Below are 19491 nucleotides of genomic sequence, written 5' to 3'. Positions count from 1 at the left end.
GTGGCATGACCGTCTGGAGCCAGCTCGTCGGGCAGGAGCACGCCATCGGCGCCCTGCAGGACGCCTCGACGCCCCGGGACGACCGTGGCCGGGAGTCGTCGTCGATGACGCACTCCTGGCTCATCACCGGCCCTCCCGGGTCCGGCCGCTCGAACCTCGCCTACGCGTTCGCCTCCGCACTGCTCTGCCGCCACGGCGGCTGCGGGGAGTGCCCCGACTGCCGCCAGGTCGCCGCCCGCTCCCATCCCGACCTCGCCGTGCTGACCACCGAGCGCGTGATCATCTCGATCGACGAGGTGCGGCGGCTGGTCAGCAGCTCGCAGTACTCGCCCTCGGTGTCGCGCTACCGCGTCATGGTCATCGAGGACGCCGACCGGATGAGCGAGCGCACGTCCAACGTGCTGCTGAAGGCGCTCGAAGAGCCGCCGGAGCGCACGGTCTGGATCCTGTGCGCCCCGAGCGAGGCCGATCTGCTCCCCACCATCCGCTCCCGCGTCCGCTCCGTGCGGCTCCGCGTGCCGAGCATCGAGGACGTCGCCGGTCTCCTCGAGCGCCGCGACGGGGTCGACCCCGAGACCGCCGAGCGCGCCGCCCGCCAGGCTCAGAGCCACATCGGGATGGCGCACCGCCTGGCGACCGACGCGAACGCGCGCGAGCGCCGCGAGGAGACGCTCCGCATCGCCCTGCGCCTCCGCGGCGTCTCGGACGCGGTGCTCGGCGCTGCGCGGATGATCGAGGTCGCGACCGAGGACGCCAAGGCGATCACCCTCGAGCGCGACGAGGCCGAGCGGCAGCAGGCGCTGCGCTCGCTCGGCGTCGAGCCCGGGGGCACCGTGCCCGCGCAGCTCCGCTCGCAGCTGCGGGCGCTCGAGGAGGATCAGAAGCGACGCGCGACGCGGAGCCTCCGCGACGGCCTCGACCGGATCCTCGTCGACCTGCTCTCCCTCTACCGCGACGTGGTGCGCCTCCAGCTCGGAGCGCCCGGCGGCGTCATCAACGAGGAGGTCCGGACCGAGATGACCGCGCTCGCCGACGCGACTCCGCCCGACCGCACGCTCGCCGTCCTCGACGCGATCGCGACCGCCCGGCAGCGGATCGACGCAAACGTCTCCCCGGTCCTCGCTCTCGAGGCGCTGCTCGTCGTTGCGGCGCGCCGCCCGGTGGCCGCGTGAGGCGGGGGCGCCGGTCGGCCGTCGTCGTCGCGCTCGCCGCGGCCGCGTCCCTCCTGACCGGCTGCTTCGCGCCCGGCCCGAGCGTCGACCGGACCTCCACCCCCTATCCGCAGACCGTCGACGACTCGCTGGAGCGCTACTACTCGCAGGTGCTGGTCTGGGACGACTGCGGCGACGGCGCTCTCTGCACCGACGCGACAGTCCCGCTCGACTGGGACGACCCCTCGGGGGAGACGGCGTCGATCGCCCTGGTGCGCCGACCCGCGACGAAGGGACCGGCGATCGGCTCCCTGCTCGTGAACCCGGGCGGACCGGGAGCGTCGGGCGTCGACTTCATCCGCGACAGCGCCGACTACGCGGTCGACTCCGCGCTCGCCGCCCGGTACGACGTCGTCGGCTTCGATCCGCGCGGAGTGGGCGCCTCCACCGCGGTCTCCTGTCTCGACGCCGCGGGCCTCGACTCCTACCTCTACGACATCACGCCGGGGGAGCGGGGCAGCGACGAGTGGATCCAGGCGCAGCGCACGACCGCTGCCGCGTTCGCCGCCGCCTGCCAGGAGCGCAGCGGGCCACTGCTGCCCGAGGTCGGCACCCCGAGCGCCGCCCGTGACCTCGACGTGCTGCGCGCGGCGCTCGGCGACGAGACGCTGCACTACCTCGGCTACTCCTACGGCACGTTCCTCGGAGCGACCTACGCCGGGCTGTTCCCGGACCGGGTCGGCCGCCTCGTCCTCGACGGCGCTATCGATCCGGCGGCCACCTCGTTCGACGTGGTGCGCGAGCAGGCGAAGGGGTTCGAGAGCGCACTGCGCGCCTACCTCGCCGACTGCCTCCGCTCGGACGACTGCCCGTTCACCGGCACCGTCGACGCGGGGATGGCCCAGCTGAAGCGCATGCTCGAGGACGTGGACGCCTCGCCGATCCGGGCCGCCGACGGCCGGGAGCTCGGCGCGAGCACGCTGTTCACCGCGATCGTCTACCCGCTCTACGACGCCACGGCGTGGGGAGCGCTGAGCGAGATGCTGGCCGGCGTCCGCCGGGGCGACCCCGCGGTCGCGTTCCAGTACGCGGACGCCTACAACGGGCGCGACGCGGACGGCCGGTACGCGGACAACACCACCGAGGCGTTCCTCGCGATCAACTGCGTCGACTACTCCTACGACGCCGACACCGCCTCGATGCGCGCCGACGAGGCCGCTCTCGAGCAGGCCGCGCCGACCATCGGCCGCTACATGGCCTACGGCGACATCCTCTGCAGCGAGTGGCCGGCGGCGTTCGAGGGCTCCCGCGAGCCGATCACCGCGGAGGGCTCGGCGCCCATCCTGGTCGTGGGCACCACGAACGATCCCGCGACGCCCTACGTATGGGCGCAGGCGCTCGCGGGCGAGCTCTCCGCCGGTCACCTGGTCACCTACGACGGCGAGGGCCACACGGCCTACAACAAGTCGACGTCCTGCGTGAACGACGCGGTCGACGCGTACCTGCTCGAGGGGACCGTCCCGGAGGTGGATCCGCAGTGCTGACCGAGCAGGAGCGGTCCCGCGAGCAGCAGCCCGGGCTTCGCGAGCGCAAGCGCCTGGCCACGCGGCGGGCGATCGAGATCGCCGTCCTCCGCCTCGCTAGCGAGCGCGGGCCGGAGCGCGTAACCATCGACGACGTCTCGCGCGCCGCCGACGTCTCCACGCGCACCTTCTTCAACTACTTCGCCTCGAAGGAGGACGCGCTGGTCGGCGGGCTCCCGGTCATCGCCGACGAGACGGCGGCGGCGTTCGTCGCGGGCCGGGGCGCCGTGCTCGAGGACCTGCAGCGGGTCTTCGTCGCCGCGATGGAGGAGCCGCTCGAGGAGGACCGGGAGCTGCACGTCCTCCGCCGCGCGCTCTTCCGCGAGCACCCGCATCTGGTCGGTCTGAAGATCGCGGGCATGCGCGAGTTCGAGCTCGCGGTCGAGGGGCTCGTCGCCGAGCGTCTCGGCCAGGAGGACGACGACGCGGAGCGGGTGCGCAGCCGGGCGCGGATGCTGACGCTCCTCGGGCTCGCCGCCGTCCGCCACGCCTGGGCGGCCTGGGTCGATCACGACGGCCGGGAGGCCCTGCCCGGACGCATCGCCCGCTCCTTCGAGGAGCTCCGCGGCGCGCTCGCCTGAGCCGAGCGCGGCGGTCGCCGCCGCCGTCGCGGAGCCTCTGCTCGACCGCGCCGTCCTGATTCACGCCCGGGGGCGCGAGCAGGCTATGCTGTGTAATCGTGTCCGGGGCTCAGGCCCCGCGTGCACGCCGCCTTAGCTCAGTCGGCAGAGCGTCTCACTCGTAATGAGAAGGTCGTGGGTTCGATTCCCACAGGCGGCTCCCTCTCCCGTCATCCGCGACGTCCCGGCCGGATCCGCGAGTTCCCGGCCTCATCCGCGGCGTCCAGGTCGCGTCGAACTCGCGTCGCTACCCTGTTGCGGATGACCGACACGCCTCCTCCCCGCCGTCGCCGCACTCTCGTGGTCGCCGCGGTGCTCGTGGCCGCCGTGCTCGGTGGCGGCGCCTTCGGCGTGGGGACGGCCCTCGGCAGCGCCGCGGAGCCCGGGGCGCTGCCCGTCGTCTCGACCCCGACCGCCACCGCGACTCCCGCACCGACGCCGACGGCCACGGCGCGGCCCACCGCCGAAGCGGCGGCCGAGGCGCTCCGCACCTGCTCGGTGGCGGGGCTCGCCGCCGACCCGCGCCTGGGCTCGATGCAGGCGCGTGTGGTCGACGCCGCGACGGGCGAGGTCCTGTTCGACCGCGGGGGCGGGACCGCGTCCCGCACCGCCTCCGCCCTCAAGATCCTCACAGCCGCGTCGGCGCTCGCGGTCCTCGGCCCGGACACGCGCATCGCCACCACCGTGGTCCGCGGGAGCGAGCCCGGAAGCGTCGTCCTCGTCGGCGGGGGAGACCTCACCCTGACCCGGCTCCCGACCGGCCGGGAGTCGACCTACGCCGGAGCGGCCCACCTCGACGACCTCGCGGCGCAGGTCGAGAGCGCCTGGGAGGCGGACCCGTCCACCGCCGGGACGCCGATCACGTCGCTGGTGCTCGACTCCTCCCTCTACTCGGGCGAGACCTGGCAGCCGAGCTGGAACCGCAAGGAGCAGGTCGACGGCTACATGCCCGAGATCACGGCGCTCCAGGTGGACGGCGATCGCGAGGACCCCACGGCCTCGACCTCCGAGCGCGGCACGGATCCGGTCGGCCGGGCCGGAGAGGCGTTCGCCGACGAGCTGGACGGCTCGCCCGTGGTCTCCACCGGGACCGCTCCCGCGGGCGCCGCGGTTCTCGGCACGGTGGAGTCGGCTCCGGTCGGCACGCTCGTGCAGCAGATGCTGCTCGTCTCCGACAATGCGATCGCCGAGATGCTCGCGCGGCTCGTCGCGATCCGCACCGGCGCGGGCAGCGAATTCGCTGCCGAGCAGGCCGGTGTGCTGCAGGGGCTCGCCGGTTACGGCGTCGACACGTCCGGGATCGCGATCGTCGACGGCTCCGGCCTGAGCGACGACAACGCGGTCGCGCCGGCGTACTTCACCGAGCTGCTCCGGAAGGTGCAGGCCCGCGAGGGGCAGCTGGGGATCCTCCTGGACGGCCTGCCGGTGTCGGGCCGGACGGGCTCGCTCTCCTACTCCGACCGCTTCGCCGGCGACAACGCCGCGGCCGACGGCGCGGTGCGCGCGAAGACGGGCTGGATCGACACCGGCTACACACTGGCCGGCGTGGTCACCGCGGCGGACGGCACCGAGCTGACCTTCGCGGTCTACGCTCTCGGCGACGTCTCCGACTCGGCGAAGACCGCGATCGACACCCTCGTGACGGGCGTCTACCGCTGCGGATCCTCGCTCTCCGACTCCTGACCCGGACGGGTCGACCTCCCGCTCCTCCTCTCCACCTCCTCCCGGAAGGCCCACGATGACCACCGCACTCCTGATCGTCGACGTGCAGAACGACTTCACCGAGGGCGGCGCGCTCGCCGTCACAGGCGGCGCGGCCGTCGCCCAGGGCATCACCGCGCATCTGGCGGCGCACGCCGACCGGTACTCCGCGGTGCTGGCCTCCCGCGACTGGCACGAGGGCGACTCCGACAACGGCGGCCACTTCGCGGTGGAGCCGGACTTCGTCGACAGCTGGCCCGTCCACTGCGTCGCCGGCACGGACGGCGCGCGGTTCCACCCGGCCCTGGACACCGCTCGGATCGACGTGCAGATCCTCAAGGGGCAGGGCCGCCCCTCCTACTCGGCCTTCGAGGGCACGACGGAGGCGGGCGAGGAGCTCGGCGCCGTGCTCGCGGAGCGGGGCGTCACCGCGCTCGACGTCGTGGGACTCGCGACCGACCACTGCGTGCGCGCCTCGGCACTCGACGCGCGACGGGCGGGGCTCGAGGTCCGCGTGCTCGAGGACCTGATCGCGGGCGTCTCCGAGGAGGCGAGTGCCGCGGCGCTGCGCGAGCTCACGGAGGCGGGAATCCGCGTCGAGCGGTCCGTCTGAGGGCTCGTCCCTCCACAGGGCTCAGGGAGGCGCAGGTCCTCGAGGCTCCCGGCGACCCCGCCCCCGGAGCGATCGCCCGTCCTACACTGGGAGGACGAGAAGCTCCTCCTGGCGCGGTCTGCGCGCTCCGATCCGAAGAAGTGGTTCCCTCCTGTGACTGATTCCGTCGCGTCCCGCGCCGCCGAGACCGCTCTGCTCGCCCGCATCCCCACGCAGCTGCTGATCGGCGGTGAGTGGGTGGACGCCTCCGGCGGCGGCTCGATCGACGTCGAGGACCCGGCCACCGGAGCGGTCCTGGTCTCGATCGCCGACGCGACTCCGGAGGACGGGGTCCGGGCGCTCGACGCCGCCGTCGCCGCCGGTCCGTCGTGGGCCGCGACGGCGCCGCGGAAGCGGGGCGAGATCCTCCGGCGGGCGTTCGACCTCCTGCAGGAGCGCACCGAGGAGTTCGCGCTCCTGATGGCGCTCGAGATGGGCAAGCCGGTCGCGGAGGCGAGGGGCGAGGTCGTGTACGGCGGCGAATTCCTCCGCTGGTTCGGCGAGGAGGCGGTGCGCATCAGCGGACGCTACGGAGTCTCGCCCGAGGGCAGCGGCCGGATGATCGTCTCGCAGCACCCGGTGGGCCCCTGCTACCTCATCACCCCCTGGAACTTCCCGCTCGCGATGGCGACGCGGAAGATCGCTCCGGCGCTGGCGGCGGGCTGCACCGTCGTCGTGAAGCCGGCCGAGCTCACTCCGCTCACCACGCTCGCCTTCGCGGCACTGCTCGCCGAGGCGGGGCTCCCCGACGGCGTGCTCAACGTGGTCACCACGTCCTCGGCGGGAGCCGTGTCGGCTCCGATCCTGTCGGATCCCCGCCTGCGGAAGGTGTCCTTCACCGGCTCCACGCCCGTCGGGCGCACGTTGCTGCAGCAGGCCTCCGAGAACGTGCTGCGGACCTCGATGGAGCTGGGCGGCAACGCGCCCTTCGTCGTGTTCGAGGACGCCGACCTCGACCGGGCGGTCGAGGGCGCGATGCTCGCGAAGTTCCGCAACATCGGCCAGGCCTGCACGGCCGCCAACCGCTTCTTCGTGCACGAGTCGATCGCCGAGGAGTTCGCCGCGCGGATCGTGGAGCGCGTGCGCGCTCTGCGCGTCGGCCGCGGCACCGAGGACGGAGTGACCATCGGCCCGCTGATCGACGAGCGCGCGGTCGAGAAGGCGTCCGCGCTGGTGGAGGACGCCGTCTCCCGCGGCGCGCGCCTGCTCACCGGCGGCGATCGGATCGAGGGGGCGGGCCACTTCTACCGGCCGACGGTGCTCGCGGGGGTCGACCGGGAGAGCGAGATCCTGCGCACCGAGATCTTCGGCCCGGTCCTCGCGATCGTGCCGTTCACCGACGAGGACGACGCCGTCGCGCTCGCCAACGACACCGAGTACGGACTGGTGTCCTACGTCTTCACGCGCGACCTCGCCCGCGGTCAGCGGATGATCGAGCGGCTCGCCACCGGGATGATGGGCCTCAACGTCGGCGTGGTGTCGAACGCGGCGGCGCCCTTCGGCGGGGTGAAGCAATCGGGCCTCGGTCGCGAGGGCGGACTCGAGGGGATCCACGAGTACCTCAGCACCAAGTACACGCTCACCCCCGACCCCTTCGCCTGATCCGGTGGAGCGGATCGAGGTCACCGCGCTCGACGACCCGAGGCTGCGCGACTACGCGCACGCGACCGACGTCGCGCTGAAGAACGCCCGCGGCCCGCACGGCCTGTACATCGCGGAGTCGGCGCTCGTGCTCGAGCGCGCGATCGCCGCCGGGCACCGGCCGCGCTCGGTGCTCGCCCTCGGCGGTTCGGCCGGCGAGGCCGAGCGCCTGGTCGGCCGCTTCGACGTGCCCGTCTTCACGGGCACGGGTGAGCTCCTGGCCGAGCTCACCGGGTACACCCTGCACCGCGGCCTGATCGCGGCGATGGACCGGCCCGTGCTGCCCGACCCGGCCGGCCTGCTCGCGGGAGCGCGCCGCGTCGTCGTGCTCGAGGACGTGGTCGACCCGACGAACGTCGGCGCGATCTTCCGCTCGGTCGGGGCCATCGGAGCCGATGCCGTGCTGGTGACGCCGCGCTGCTCCGATCCGTACTACCGCCGCGCCATCCGCGTGAGCATGGGAACGGTCCTCCAGGTGCCCTGGACGCGCGTCGGCGACTGGCCGTCGACGCAGCGGCTCCTGCACGGAGCGGGCTTCACGATCGCGGCGATGGCTCTGACCCCGGAGGCGGTGCCCCTGCGGGACTTCGCCGCCCGCGCTCCGGAGCGCGTCGCCCTCGTGCTCGGCACCGAGGGGCAGGGTCTCACCGCCGAAGCGCTCGCCGCCGCCGATGTCGCCGTCCAGATCCCGATGCGGCACGGAATCGACTCGCTCAACGTCGCTGCGGCGTCGGCGGTCGCGATGTGGGCGCTCGCCGAGCCCTCCTGAGAGGTGCGCCTGTGCCCCGTTGGGGGTGCCACTGAGACCTGAGAGCGCGCCCAGCGCTCGCCGGAAGCATCGACTGCGCTACCGTGGCCGCACTCCTGCCCGCAGCCGTCACGAACGAGGTCGTCCATGCTCCTGCGCACGACGCTCCGCCCGCCCGTCGCGCTGCTCGTCGGAGTCGCGCTCGCACTGAGCCTCACCGCCTGCTCCGGTCCCGCCGCGGAGGTGCCGGACGGGACCGTCCGCGACTCCGGCTCCGTCGCGACCGCCGCCCCGGCGCCCACCGGCACAGCCGATCCCGAGAGCGGCGCGCGCATGACCCGCCTGATCAGCGACTGCCTCGCCCGCTACGGCCTGAGCGACCGGCCGCCGCTCGCGAGCCCGCTCGCGGAGGAGGAGGTCCGCCTGGCGGCGCAGCGCGCCCGGGACGCGTACGACGCCACCCTGACCGACTGCTCGGCGCAGGCGCTCGCGTCCGGAGAGCCGAGCAGTGATCCGACGGGGGAGCCCGGCAGCGAGCCGACCGACGATCCCGACGCCGACTCCACCCCCGCTCCGGCGGGCTGACCGTGCGACTCGAGGGGACGTCCGCGCTGATCGCGGGGGGAGCGTCCGGACTGGGAGCCGCGACGGCGACGGCGCTCGACGCCGCAGGAGCGCACGTGGTCGTGCTCGATCTGCCGCACGCGGTGGAGGCCGCGCGCCTGCCCGCCTCCGTGCAGCTGATCGCCGGGGACGTCCTCGATCCTGACGCCGTCTCGCGCGCCGTGGAGGCGGCGGGGGAGCTGCGCGTCGCCGTGAGCTGTGCGGGCGTGGCCACACCCGGGCGGCTGCTCGGACGCGACGGGCCGCTGCCGCTCGAGCAGTTCGAGCGGGTGCTGCGGATCAACACGACCGGGACGCTCAACGTGCTGCGCCTCGCCGCGGCCTCGATCGCCGAGCGGGAGCCCATCGACGGGGAGCGGGGAGTCCTGGTGACGACCGCCTCCGTCGCCGCGTTCGAGGGGCAGATCGGACAGGCGGCCTACGCCGCGTCGAAGGGAGCCGTGGCGGCGATGACTCTGCCGCTCGCGCGCGAGCTCGCCGCCCGGCTCGTGCGCGTGGTGTCGATCGCACCGGGCACGTTCGACACGCCCCTGCTCGCCGGGCTGCCGGACAGGGCCCGCGAGGCGCTCGGCTCGGCGACGCCGCATCCGGCCCGCCTCGGACGCCCCGAGGAGTTCGCGGCCCTGGTGCGGCACATCGTCGAGAACCCCATGATCAACGGCGAGACCATCCGGCTCGACGGGGCTCTGCGGCTGCCGCCGCGCTGAGGGACGAGCGGGCGCAGGCTGCCGGTCGAGACGTGCGGGCGTCTCGACACGCCGCTGCGCGGCTGGTCGACCGGCATGAGGCAGCGGCGGTCGCGAGACGCCGCTGCGGCGTCCGTCAGACGAGCAGCTGGTGCTTGGCGAGGTCCCGGTAGAGCGGCGTCGACTCGACGAGCTCGGAGTGGGTGCCGACTCCCACGACCTCGCCCCTCTGCAGCACGACGATGCGGTCGGAATCGACCACCGTCGACAGGCGGTGCGCGATCACCAGCAGGGTCCGGTTCTCGGCGACCGCGTCGATCGCCAGGCGCAGGCGCTGCTCGTTGAGGCCGTCGAGGCTCGACGTGGACTCGTCCAGCAGCAGGATCGGCGGGGCCGCCAGGAGCGCGCGGCCGATCGCGAGGCGCTGACGCTCACCGCCCGAGAGCATCACTCCGCTCTCGCCCACCGGCGCGTGCAGGCCGAGCGGGTTGCGCTCGAGCACGTCGGTCAGGTTCACCGCCTCGAGCACCCGGAGGCAGTCGGCGTCGTCGGCGTCGGGGCGGCCGAGGACGAGGTTCTCGCGGATGGTGCCGGCCAGGACGGGGGCGTCCTGCTCGACGTAGCCGATCTGCGCGCGGAGCGCGTCGCGGTCGATGGCCGTGATGTCGACGCCGCCGAGTCGGACGACGCCGGCCTCCGGGTCGTAGAACCGCTCGATGAGGGCGAGGATCGTGCTCTTGCCCGCTCCCGACGGTCCGACCAGGGCGGTGCGCTTGCCGCGCGGCACGGTGAAGGAGACGCCGCGCAGGACGGTGCGGTCGCGCTCGTCCGCCACGGCCGCCGCGTCGGGCACGGCGCCCTCCTCGTAGGAGAACACCACGTCCTCGAAGGAGATGGCCTCCTCCGCCACGCCGGCGCCGAGGCCGCCCGCGGAGGCGTCGCCGTCGCCCTCGATCGGCAGGTCGATGATCTCCTGGATGCGGCCGAGGGCGCCCAGCGCCGAGTTCACCGAGGTGATGGCGCCGATGAAGTTGCCGAGCGGCATCACCATCATGAAGAGGAAGAGGATGAACGAGACCAGCTGGGCGATGTCGATCGCGCCGGACGCGACGCGGTAACCGCCGACGCCGAGGACGGCGAGGAAGGCGACCTGCATGGCGATCCCCGCCACCGGCACCACGAGGGCCGAGACGTGCGCGACGCGGATCCCGAGGCGGTACGCCTCCGTCGCGTGCTGGTCGACGACCGCGATCTCACGGTCGGTGGCTCCGGCGGCACGGATCGTCCGGACGGCGCTGATGGCGCGCTCGACGGCCGCGGCCAGATCGCCGACCTTCTCCTGCGCCTTGCGGCTGGCGGTGCGGATGCCGCGGCCGAGGGTCAGCGCGAGCCCGAGGGCCACCGCCACCACCGCCACGATGATCAGCAGCAGCACCCAGTCGATGACTGCCATCGCGATGATCGCGCCGACGAAGACGAGGGAGCCCGCGATCGAGTCGACGAGCCCCTGGGTCAGCACCGCGCGCAGGAGCGTGGAGTCGGAGCCGACGCGCGAGACGAGGTCGCCGGTGCGGCGCGCATCGAACTCCCGAATGGGGAGGCGCAGCAGCCGCGCGACGAGGCGGCGGCGGCTCGAGAGCACGATCCCCTCGCCGGTGCGCTGGAGCAGGTAGTGCGCGAAGCCCGAGATCAGCCCGGAGGCCACGACCAGGCCGACGAGGGCCCACACCAGCGGGCCGAGATCGAGACCGGACTGGACCCGGGTGATGACCTGGCCGACGAGCAGGGGCTGGCCGAGGCTCGCCGCCGCTCCGAACAGGCTGAGGACCACGACGACCGAGAGGATGCCGCGGTGCTCGAGCAGGTAGGGCACGAGCTGCGAGAAGGAGGCGCGGGGTCCGTCGTCGCGGGAGGGTCGTCGTCCGCCGCGCCGGGAGGTGGTGGTGCTCATCGCCGTCCATTCTGCCCCGTCGTCGCTGCGAGCAGGCCGCCAGAGGGCGGGCCCGGTGCTCAGGGAGGCGGCGGAGACGCGGACGGCCCGCCGGGGGATCCCGACGGGCCGTCCTCTGCAGGGAGTCCTACGACACGTTGTCGTGGTACGACGCGTTCTTCGTCTCCTTGGAGAGCAGGAGCGCGATCAGCGTCAGCACGGCCGCGGCGCTGAGGTAGAGGCCGACCAGCACGGTGCTGCCGCCCGCCGCCCTCCAGAGCGCGACCGCGATGATCGGCGCGAGGGCCGCTCCGAGGATCGACGCGAGGTTGTACGCCATCGCCGAGCCGGTGTAGCGGACGTTGGTCGGGAACAGCTCGGGGAGGACGGCGCCCATCGGGCCGAAGGTCAGGCCCATCAGCGTGAAGCCGAGGATCAGGACCGCCATGACGCCCGCGAAGCCGGCGCTGAACAGGGGCACGAAGAGCAGGCCGAACACGAGGATCGCCGCGGTCACCACGAGCAGCGTGCGGCGGCGGCCGAAGCGCTCCGCGAGCGGGCCGGAGACGAGCGTGAAGATCCCGAAGAACACCACGCCGACGATCAGCATGACGAGGAAGTCGTTGCGCGTGTAGCCGAGGCCCGGAACCGCGCCGTCGACGGGTGAGGTGCCGTAGGTCAGCGTGAACGTGGTCATCAGGTAGAAGAGCACGTAGGTCGCCAGCATGATGAAGGTGCCCAGGATGAGCGGGCGCCAGCTGGTGACGAAGACGCGGGCGAGGGGCAGCTTGGCGACCTCGCCCTTCTCGACGACCTTCTGGAACGCGGGCGTCTCGACGAGCTTGAACCGCACGTAGAGCCCGATGATCACGAGCACGGCGCTCGCCAGGAACGGCACGCGCCAGCCCCAGGCCGCGAACGTCTCGTCGCTCATCGTGCTCGCGAGCACCAGGAACAGGACGTTGGCGACGATGAAGCCGATCGGTGCGCCCAGCTGCGGGAAGGTGCCGTAGATGGCGCGCTTGCCGGCCGGTGCGTTCTCGGTCGCGAGCAGCGCGGCTCCGGACCACTCGCCGCCGAGGCCGAGGCCCTGGCAGAAGCGCATCACCACGAGCAGGAACGGAGCGAGGAACTCCCAGCCGGGCGTGAGCGCGGTGGGCAGGCAGCCGATCAGGAAGGTCGCGACGCCCATGGTGAGCAGTGAGGCGACGAGGGTGCCCTTGCGGCCGACGCGGTCGCCGAAGTGGCCGAAGATGATCGACCCGATCGGGCGCGCGATGAACGCGACGCCGAAGACGGCGAAGGAGGCGAGGAGGGCCGTGGCCGGGTCCTCGTTGACGAAGAAGAGCGACGGGAAGACCAGGACGGCGGCGGTCGCGTAGGCGTAGAAGTCGTAGAACTCGATCGAGGTGCCGATGAGGCTGGCGAGGATGACGCGGCCGCGGGAGTTCTGCGGGGCGGCTGCTGGCGCGTCGGAGACGGCGGGAGAAGACATGAGGGAGGGGCTCCGTGTGGACGGCGACTCCCCCTGAGCCGGCGGGGCGGGGCGTCGATCGGGCGTCGCGGACCGCTGGGGCGAGGGGGAGGAGAGAGGGGTCGCTCGTGACGACCCGACCACTTTACTCCGTGTTCTCCCAGGTTCGTGTGCGGGCGGCCCCAGGACGGGGGCCGCCCGCAGTGGTTCAGCTGCGCAGCGAGCGGAGGAGCAGAGCGGTCGAGACCGCCGCCTCGGCCGCCTCGCGCCCCTTGTCCTCCTTCGAGCCGGGAAGGCCCGCGCGATCGATGCCCTGCTGCTCGGTGTCGAGGGTGAGCACGCCGAAGCCGACCGGCTTGCCCGTCAGGATCGAGACGGTGGTGAGCCCGGAGGTGGCGGCGTCCGAGACGTACTCGAAGTGCGGGGTGCCGCCGCGGATGATCACGCCGAGGGCGACGACCGCGTCGGCCCCCGCCTCCAGGGCCGCCTTCGAGGCGACGGGCAGCTCGAACGAGCCGGGCACGCGCACGAGCGACCAGGATGCTCCGGCCTCGTCGAGGGCTCGGCCCGCTCCGGCGATCAGGCCGTCGCTGATCTGCTCGTGCCAGGTGCCCGCGATGACGACGACGCGCAGTCCCGCGCCGTCGAGAGGGGAGGTGGTGGGGGCGCCGCTACCGGCCATTGCTACTCCTTCGTGGTGGCGCCGGCGATCCCGGCGTCGAGGGCGAGGCCGGAGATCCCGGCGTCGAGGGGGTCGTGGTCGAGGACGCTGTCGAGGGTGTGGCCCATGCGGTCGCGCTTGGTCTCGAGGTAGCCCTCGTTGAAGGCGCCGACTCCGACGACGAGCGGCACGCGCTCGGCGACGACGATGCCGCGGTCGGTGAGCTGGCGGACCTTCTCGGGGTTGTTGGTGAGCAGGCGCACCTCGGTGAGGCCGAGGTCCTCGAGGATCCCGACCGCCGCTCCGTAGTCCCGCGCGTCGGCGGGGAGCCCGAGGGCGAGGTTCGCGTCGAGGGTGTCGAGGCCGTCCTCCTGCAGGCGGTAGGCGCGCAGCTTGTTGATCAGGCCGATGCCCCGACCCTCGTGACCGCGGAGGTAGACGACGACGCCGCCGTCCCGCTGGATCGTGTCGAGGGCGGCGTCGAGCTGGGGCCCGCACTCGCACTTCAGCGAGCCGAAGGCCTCGCCGGTCAGGCACTCGGAGTGCACGCGCACCAGGGCGGGCCGCCCCGCGGCGACCTCTCCCGCGAGGATCGCGACGTGATCCGCTCCGGTCTGCCGGTCGCGGTAGGCGCGGATCCGGAACGGGCCGTGGGTGGTCGGCACCGTGGTCTCGACCTCGAAGCTCACCCGCGCGCTCTCCGGGACCGCGACCGTGACGGGCACCTCCGCGTCGCAGTGGAACTCCTGCAGGTACGCGATGAGGGCCGCGACCGTGGTCACCGGCACGCCCTCGCGCTCGCCGAGGGCGAGCAGGCCGGGCAGCCGCATCATCTCGCCGTCCTCGGCGACGATCTCGGAGATCGCGCCCACGGGGTACAGGCCGGCGAGCTTCATCAGGTCGACCGCCGCCTCCGTGTGCCCGTCGCGCTCGCGCACGCCGCCGTCGACGGCGCGCAGCGGCAGGATGTGGCCGGGGCGGTTCAGGCGGGAGGGGGTCGCCTCGGGGTCGGCCAGCACGCGGAGGGTGTGCGCGCGGTCGGAGGCGCTGATGCCGGTGGAGAGCCGGTCGGCCGCGTCGACGGACAGCGTATAGGCGGTGCCGCGCGGGTCCTCGTTCTCGACCACCATCAGCGGCAGGGCGAGGCGGTCGGCGATCTCGTTGGTCATCGGCGCGCAGATGAACCCGGAGGAGTGGCGGACCATCCAGGCGATCGTCTCCTGGCTGGCGAGCTGGGCCGAGACGATGACGTCGCCCTCGTTCTCGCGGCCCTCGTCGTCCGCGACGATGATCGGGCGCCCGGCGCGCAGCGCCTCGACGGCCTCGGGGATGGTGGCGAGGCTCATGAGCGGGCCTCCGCGATCGAGCGCAGTGCGAGCATCCGCTCGACGTGGCGGGCCAGGACGTCGGTCTCGATGTTGACCTGATCGCCGATCGCGCGCGCGCCCAGCGTGGTGACGGCGAGCGTCTCGGGGATCAGCGAGACCTCGAACCACTGCTCCGGCTCGGCGGCGGGGCTGATCGCCGAGACGGTCAGCGAGACGCCGTCCACCGCGATCGAGCCCTTGTCGACGACGAGCGGAGCGATGCCGGTCGGCAGCGAGAACCGCAGCACCCGCCAGGCCTCGCCCGGTGCGATCGCGAGCAGCGTCGCCGTGCCGTCGATGTGGCCCTGGACGATGTGGCCGCCGAGCCGGTCGCCGACCAGCGCGGCGCGCTCGAGGTTCACAGGGTCGCCGACGCCCACGGTGTCGAGGGTCGACATCCGCAGGGTCTGCGCCATGACATCGGCGGTGAAGCCCTGGTCGGTGTGCTCGACCACGGTGAGGCAGACGCCCGAGACCGCGATCGAGTCGCCGTGCCGCACGCCCTCGACGGCGAGGGGCCCGCGGATGCTGAGGCGGATCGCGTCGGCGCCCGCCTCGACAGCGGTCACGACGCCCTTCTCCTCGATGATTCCGGTGAACATCAGTGGGTCTCCATCTGCAGGGCGTGGGGGAGGCGGGCCGGGGTGCCGGCACCGCCCGCGGGGAGGACGTCGGGGCGCGCGGTCACGAGGAGGTCGTCGCCGAGGATCTCGACCGAGCGGAGGGAGAGGCGCCGGGCCCCGCCGATGCTCTCCACGCCGAGGTCGCCGAGCGCGAGGCGGGGGCCGCCGAGGAGCGCGGGCGCGAGGAACACGAGGTACTCGTCGACCAGTCCGGCGGCGACGAGCGCGGAGGCGAGGGTCGGTCCGGCCTCGACGTAGACGCTGCGGATCTCGGCGGAGTAGAGGTGCGCGAGGACCGCGGCGAGGTCGCGGGTGCGCTCGACCACGACGGCGCGGGGGTGCTCGTGCAGGCGGGCGCCTGGCGGCACGGGGCGCGTGCCGACGACGACGGGCACCGGCTGGTGGGCGAGGAGCTCGCCTCCGTCGCCGCGGGCGGTGAGCGCGGGATCGTCGGCGAGGACGGTCCCGGTGCCGACGAGGATCGCGTCGTGCGCGGCACGCTGCTCGTGCACGCGCTGCCGGGCCGCCGCTCCGGTGATCCAGCGGCTGCTGCCGTCCGCCGCCGCGGTGCGGCCGTCGAGGGTCGAGGCCCACTTGAGCGTGACGAAGGGGCGGTGCAGGCGGGTCGCGGTGAGCCACGGGTGGAGGAACTGCTCTCCCTCCTCGGCGAGCACGCCCTCGATCACCTCGACGCCGGCCTCGCGGAGGGTGCGACCGCCGCCGGCCGAGCGCTCGCCCGGGTCCGGCACAGCGTAGACGACGCGGGAGACGCCCGCCTCGATCAGGGCGCGGCTGCAGGGACCCGTGCGCCCTGTGTGGTCGCACGGCTCGAGCGAGACGACGGCCGTCGCGCCCTCGGCGGCGCCCGCCGCGACGTGCGACAGGGCGTCGACCTCGGCGTGCGCGGTGCCGGCTCCGTGGTGCCAGCCCTCGCCGAGGACGGTGCCGTCGGGCGCGAGGATCACGCAGCCCACGCGCGGGTTGGGTCCGCGGGCGGGCCCGCGCTCGGCGAGCGCCAGCGCCCGGCGCATCGCGTGCTCGTAGTCGATCGTCATTCCCGGTTCTTCCGTTCGTCGCCGAACTCCGGGGTCTCGATCGACGGTGCGCGGGCACCGTCGCTCAGCATCGCGCGGTGATGCGCGACGCTCGTGCTGCCTCTCCTCCGGACTTTCACCGTCGGTCCTGGAGTTCCACCAGGTCAACCGCCGCCCCTCTCGAGGGGCTGCGGCTCGCGGACTGTGACCGCCGGTTCGGAATTCCCACCGACCCCGGAGCACGTGCTGTCCGGTCAGCCTACTCACCCGCCGCCCGGAGGGAGCCTCCGCGCGTCACACTCCCGGCGCACGGTCGGCTCCGTGCGTCCCGGAGCCCGTCGGCGCTGCGGTCGCCCGTCGTCTCCGCACGGTGGACGGCCGCGCTGCGTCCCCTCCGTCGATCACTCTTCGTTTGCCGTAGAGGTCGGTTGCATCCCAAATTGGATAGTCCGATCGTTCGACTCCGGTTGGCGTATACCGGCCGGGCTGGTCAGACACGGAATGTCCTCCACCGGCGACGGATATTTTCGCCGCTCAATGGCGCGACGAGAATCTCCGTCGATCGAGGCTCCGAGGTCAGCTCTCCCGCTCCTCCGCGCGCATGCGCCTCCTAGCGCGTCGAGCTACCTCCACGGTAAAAGCAGTGAGGACCAGTCCCGTTCCAGGCCCGACGAAGGGCGTGAGAACGGCGCGTGCATAGGTGAACCAGAACAGAAGCAATAGAACCGCTGTACCGCCGAACAGCAGAAGCGCCAATCCTCCAAGGATGGGATTGCGCAATTCTCGGCGCATCGCCCGACTGAGATCGTGATCAGAGGCCATTGAATCTCCTTCGCTGTTCTTCGCGCGCTCTAACAGCGCTGGATGACCGGGTGCAGAGAGCCACCTATAGTGAGGTAGCGTGCGCCGAGGCACTGGCCAGAGTTGTTCGCTTGAACTGCGGCGACGTGGAATACGGCGCCGTAAGCGCCGCACACCGCTCCGAGGGGGCGAATGCGGCCGTCATTGATCCGCACAGTAATCCTGCCGCTGCTGCGGTAGATTGCGACGCGGTTTTCGTCTCGGTTCTGTTGAGCATGATTGTACAGAATGCGATGTCACAGGCGAGGCTGGGGTCGGCGACCACGGGATAGGATGCGCCCGTGTGATGCACTCTCTGCACCAGCGTGCCGCCGTCGATCGAGAAACTGGTCCTGACAGGAGCGCCGGTGGAATCTGAGGCCCAGGCCGGATTTATGAAGTTGACGGTCCGTCCGTGTGAATCCTTCACCGCAACCGAGTGGTCGATGAACTCAAGGATGGCGGGTTCTCCATCCACGGTCACGTCGAATCTGTAATCAGATGGGGCTGCCTGGTCCTTGATGAGAGCAAAGCCCGCATTGAGAACATGGCCTGCCCCTGTGAACGCGTAATCGTAGGAGTCGCTCATGTTGTAGACGAGCGCGCCTGAAGGCCCGACGCTCGCCGATCGGACAGCGGTTCCTGGAGTGATGCCGACGCTGTGGTTCCTGTATTCGACCGTGAGGCCGGACTTCGTCGAGAGGGAGCCGCTCGGCTCCAGGTGCTCTGATTCGGAGCTTAGTCGAGCGGCGCGTTCACTGGAGGCGGCGATAGGCGTGAGCAAGCCGAAAGATTGCATTGTCGATTCTGCTGTTCGGGTCGCTGTGACGACTCCCGGATCGGCCGTCGCAGGTGTCGCGACCAATGAGGTGAAAGCAAGTACGGTGCCCATGAGCAGCGCTCGAACCGATCTTCTGGCGCCTGGCAAGAACATCTCCTTCTCTCAACGTCATCTTTGACACCAGTCACAATTGCAGGGTTATCGCAGATCATCAATGATCGGGCGGGTTCCAGAAGTCCGATGGCGCGTTCGGAGGACCATTCGCCTAATGGTGTCCTCGGCGGGTCGCTCTCGTCGAGTCCCGCGCGGCAGAGGACGCCCGGCTCAGTGCCGGTGCTCGTCCACCCAACGCGGGAAGGGGTCCGCGTACTCCGCCCAGGCGGCGGGGCCGGCCAGCAGCTCCTCGGGGGTGAGCAGGCAGCTCTGCAGGACGGCGGTCAGCCTCCCGGTGTCCAGGCCCGTCCCGAAGAAGGCGAGCTCCTGGCCGAGAGGCGCGTCCTCGTCCCAGCTGAGCAGGCTGGTCGGGTCCAGCGTCAGCACGTCGCCGGCGACCGACCACGAGCCGACCCGGTCGGCGCGCGTCGCCAGGCGCACCAGGCCGCGGGAGCGGAGGATGCGGCCCACCTTCTCCGCCACCAGCTCCCCGTGGACCGCCGTGCTCAGGCGGCCGGGGTGGAAGGGCAGCGGATCGCGGAACACGAACTCCTCGACGGTCGTGCCCGAGGCGCGGCGCCGCGAGGTCCCGTTGAGGGCGCACTGCCAGCCCATCGAGGAGGCGATCGCGTGCGCGCGCCGGGGGTGGAGCCTCCGTGGCGCCGCCCGGAGCTCACCGGCGGGGAGGAGATCGGCGGTGGGGGCGAGTGCTCGCAGGAGGTCGCGGACGAGTGCGGTCCGCTCGGGGTCGCTCTCGGAGAGGGGCTCGGCGAGGGCGATGAGGCTCGAGAACTCCAGGCGGGCGGCGAGGCGCTCCGCCGAGTCGAAGGAGGGGCCCGCGCCGCCGCAGAGCACGCGCAGGATCTCCTCCGTCGACGTCACGGCGACCACGTCGAGGATCGCGATGCGGGTGTCGGCGGGATGCCGCTGCGCGCAGAGGTGCTCGAGCACGAGTCCGATCTCGAGCGGGTCGGCCTGGCCATCGAGGGCGACGACCGTGTGACCGCGGTGGCCGTCGTCGGCGTCGGCCGCGAGGCGCCGGTGGAGCTCCTCGGCGAGAGCGGGACCGTCGGCGCCGGGCGGATCGACCTCGAAGGCGATCCGGGACTCGGGCCTGCCGGCGAGGAGCGCGGCGGTCCGCCCGGCGTCCCGGGGGTCGGTCGCGCTGACGAGGGTGACGGCGAGGACGGGGGGTGCGGGGTGCTGGGGCTCCATGGACCGC

17 protein-coding genes, 1 tRNA gene and 1 riboswitch are annotated in these 19491 nt (G+C 72.6%); of the genes, 10 read left to right on the top strand and 8 right to left on the bottom strand.

The annotated features are described in order from the left end of the window. Positions 1 to 5: 5 nt before the first annotated feature. From C5D36_RS07245 to C5D36_RS07200, 10 genes are all read left to right on the top strand, one after another. On the top strand, positions 6 to 1172 hold the full coding sequence (locus C5D36_RS07245; protein WP_104233729.1) for a DNA polymerase III subunit delta': 1167 nt from the start codon (positions 6 to 8) through the stop codon (positions 1170 to 1172). Beyond that, positions 1169 to 2695, top strand: a complete 1527-nt coding sequence (locus tag C5D36_RS07240; RefSeq protein ID WP_104233728.1) for an alpha/beta hydrolase — start codon at positions 1169 to 1171, stop codon at positions 2693 to 2695. Before C5D36_RS07245 ends, C5D36_RS07240 begins: the two co-directional genes overlap by 4 nt. After that, positions 2689 to 3315 (top strand): TetR/AcrR family transcriptional regulator, encoded by a 627-nt coding sequence (locus C5D36_RS16790; protein ID WP_181027157.1) that lies wholly within the window; start codon positions 2689 to 2691, stop codon positions 3313 to 3315. The genes C5D36_RS07240 and C5D36_RS16790 overlap by 7 nt, the downstream gene beginning before the upstream one ends. A gap of 126 nt (positions 3316 to 3441) precedes the next feature. After that, a tRNA-Thr gene (locus C5D36_RS07230) sits at positions 3442 to 3514 on the top strand. Positions 3515 to 3615: 101 nt separating this feature from the next. Further along, positions 3616 to 5037: a D-alanyl-D-alanine carboxypeptidase/D-alanyl-D-alanine-endopeptidase gene (gene dacB, locus C5D36_RS07225; RefSeq protein WP_104295522.1), complete on the top strand. Its 1422-nt coding sequence runs from the start codon at positions 3616 to 3618 to the stop codon at positions 5035 to 5037. A gap of 55 nt (positions 5038 to 5092) precedes the next feature. Then, positions 5093 to 5668 (top strand): nicotinamidase, encoded by a 576-nt coding sequence (locus tag C5D36_RS07220; protein WP_104227241.1) that lies wholly within the window; start codon positions 5093 to 5095, stop codon positions 5666 to 5668. A 153-nt stretch (positions 5669 to 5821) separates the two neighbouring features. Continuing rightward, positions 5822 to 7309, top strand: coding sequence for an NAD-dependent succinate-semialdehyde dehydrogenase (locus tag C5D36_RS07215; RefSeq protein ID WP_104295521.1), 1488 nt, complete (start codon positions 5822 to 5824; stop codon positions 7307 to 7309). 4 nt (positions 7310 to 7313) lie between these two features. Further along, complete coding sequence (locus C5D36_RS07210) at positions 7314 to 8117, top strand: RNA methyltransferase (RefSeq protein ID WP_104295520.1); 804 nt, start codon at positions 7314 to 7316, stop codon at positions 8115 to 8117. A gap of 126 nt (positions 8118 to 8243) precedes the next feature. Next, positions 8244 to 8681 (top strand): hypothetical protein, encoded by a 438-nt coding sequence (locus tag C5D36_RS07205; RefSeq protein ID WP_104227238.1) that lies wholly within the window; start codon positions 8244 to 8246, stop codon positions 8679 to 8681. 2 nt (positions 8682 to 8683) lie between these two features. Continuing rightward, positions 8684 to 9427, top strand: a complete 744-nt coding sequence (locus C5D36_RS07200) for an SDR family NAD(P)-dependent oxidoreductase (protein WP_104295519.1) — start codon at positions 8684 to 8686, stop codon at positions 9425 to 9427. Between the two features lie 115 nt (positions 9428 to 9542). Here the strand turns inward: C5D36_RS07200 and C5D36_RS07195 are convergent, their stop codons facing one another. The 8 genes from C5D36_RS07195 to C5D36_RS07165 form a co-directional block, all read right to left on the bottom strand. Then, on the bottom strand, positions 9543 to 11357 hold the full coding sequence (locus C5D36_RS07195) for an ABC transporter ATP-binding protein (protein WP_104257639.1): 1815 nt from the start codon (positions 11355 to 11357) through the stop codon (positions 9543 to 9545). Positions 11358 to 11484: 127 nt separating this feature from the next. Continuing rightward, positions 11485 to 12831 (bottom strand): MFS transporter, encoded by a 1347-nt coding sequence (locus C5D36_RS07190; protein WP_104222221.1) that lies wholly within the window; start codon positions 12829 to 12831, stop codon positions 11485 to 11487. Positions 12832 to 13018: 187 nt separating this feature from the next. Then, complete coding sequence (gene ribH, locus C5D36_RS07185; protein ID WP_104222223.1) at positions 13019 to 13492, bottom strand: 6,7-dimethyl-8-ribityllumazine synthase; 474 nt, start codon at positions 13490 to 13492, stop codon at positions 13019 to 13021. A 2-nt stretch (positions 13493 to 13494) separates the two neighbouring features. After that, complete coding sequence (gene ribA, locus C5D36_RS07180; protein WP_104295518.1) at positions 13495 to 14817, bottom strand: GTP cyclohydrolase II; 1323 nt, start codon at positions 14815 to 14817, stop codon at positions 13495 to 13497. Continuing rightward, entirely contained in the window at positions 14814 to 15440 is a 627-nt protein-coding gene (locus tag C5D36_RS07175; RefSeq protein WP_104233719.1) for a riboflavin synthase, read from the bottom strand. Before C5D36_RS07175 ends, ribA begins: the two co-directional genes overlap by 4 nt. Further along, complete coding sequence (ribD, locus tag C5D36_RS07170; RefSeq protein WP_258062884.1) at positions 15440 to 16516, bottom strand: bifunctional diaminohydroxyphosphoribosylaminopyrimidine deaminase/5-amino-6-(5-phosphoribosylamino)uracil reductase RibD; 1077 nt, start codon at positions 16514 to 16516, stop codon at positions 15440 to 15442. The genes C5D36_RS07175 and ribD overlap by 1 nt, the downstream gene beginning before the upstream one ends. Before the next feature lie 91 nt (positions 16517 to 16607). Further along, a riboswitch (FMN riboswitch) is annotated at positions 16608 to 16740 on the bottom strand. Between the two features lie 641 nt (positions 16741 to 17381). Continuing rightward, entirely contained in the window at positions 17382 to 18134 is a 753-nt protein-coding gene (locus tag C5D36_RS16590) for a hypothetical protein (RefSeq protein ID WP_146083721.1), read from the bottom strand. 306 nt (positions 18135 to 18440) lie between these two features. Next, positions 18441 to 19484, bottom strand: a complete 1044-nt coding sequence (locus C5D36_RS07165; protein ID WP_104295517.1) for a GTP-binding protein — start codon at positions 19482 to 19484, stop codon at positions 18441 to 18443. Positions 19485 to 19491 lie beyond the last annotated feature (7 nt).

Source organism: Rathayibacter sp. AY1C6, from assembly GCF_002931535.1.
GTDB lineage: Bacteria > Actinomycetota > Actinomycetes > Actinomycetales > Microbacteriaceae > Rathayibacter.
Note: the sequence above shows the minus strand (reverse complement) of the source record. Positions and strands in the feature narration are given on the sequence as shown.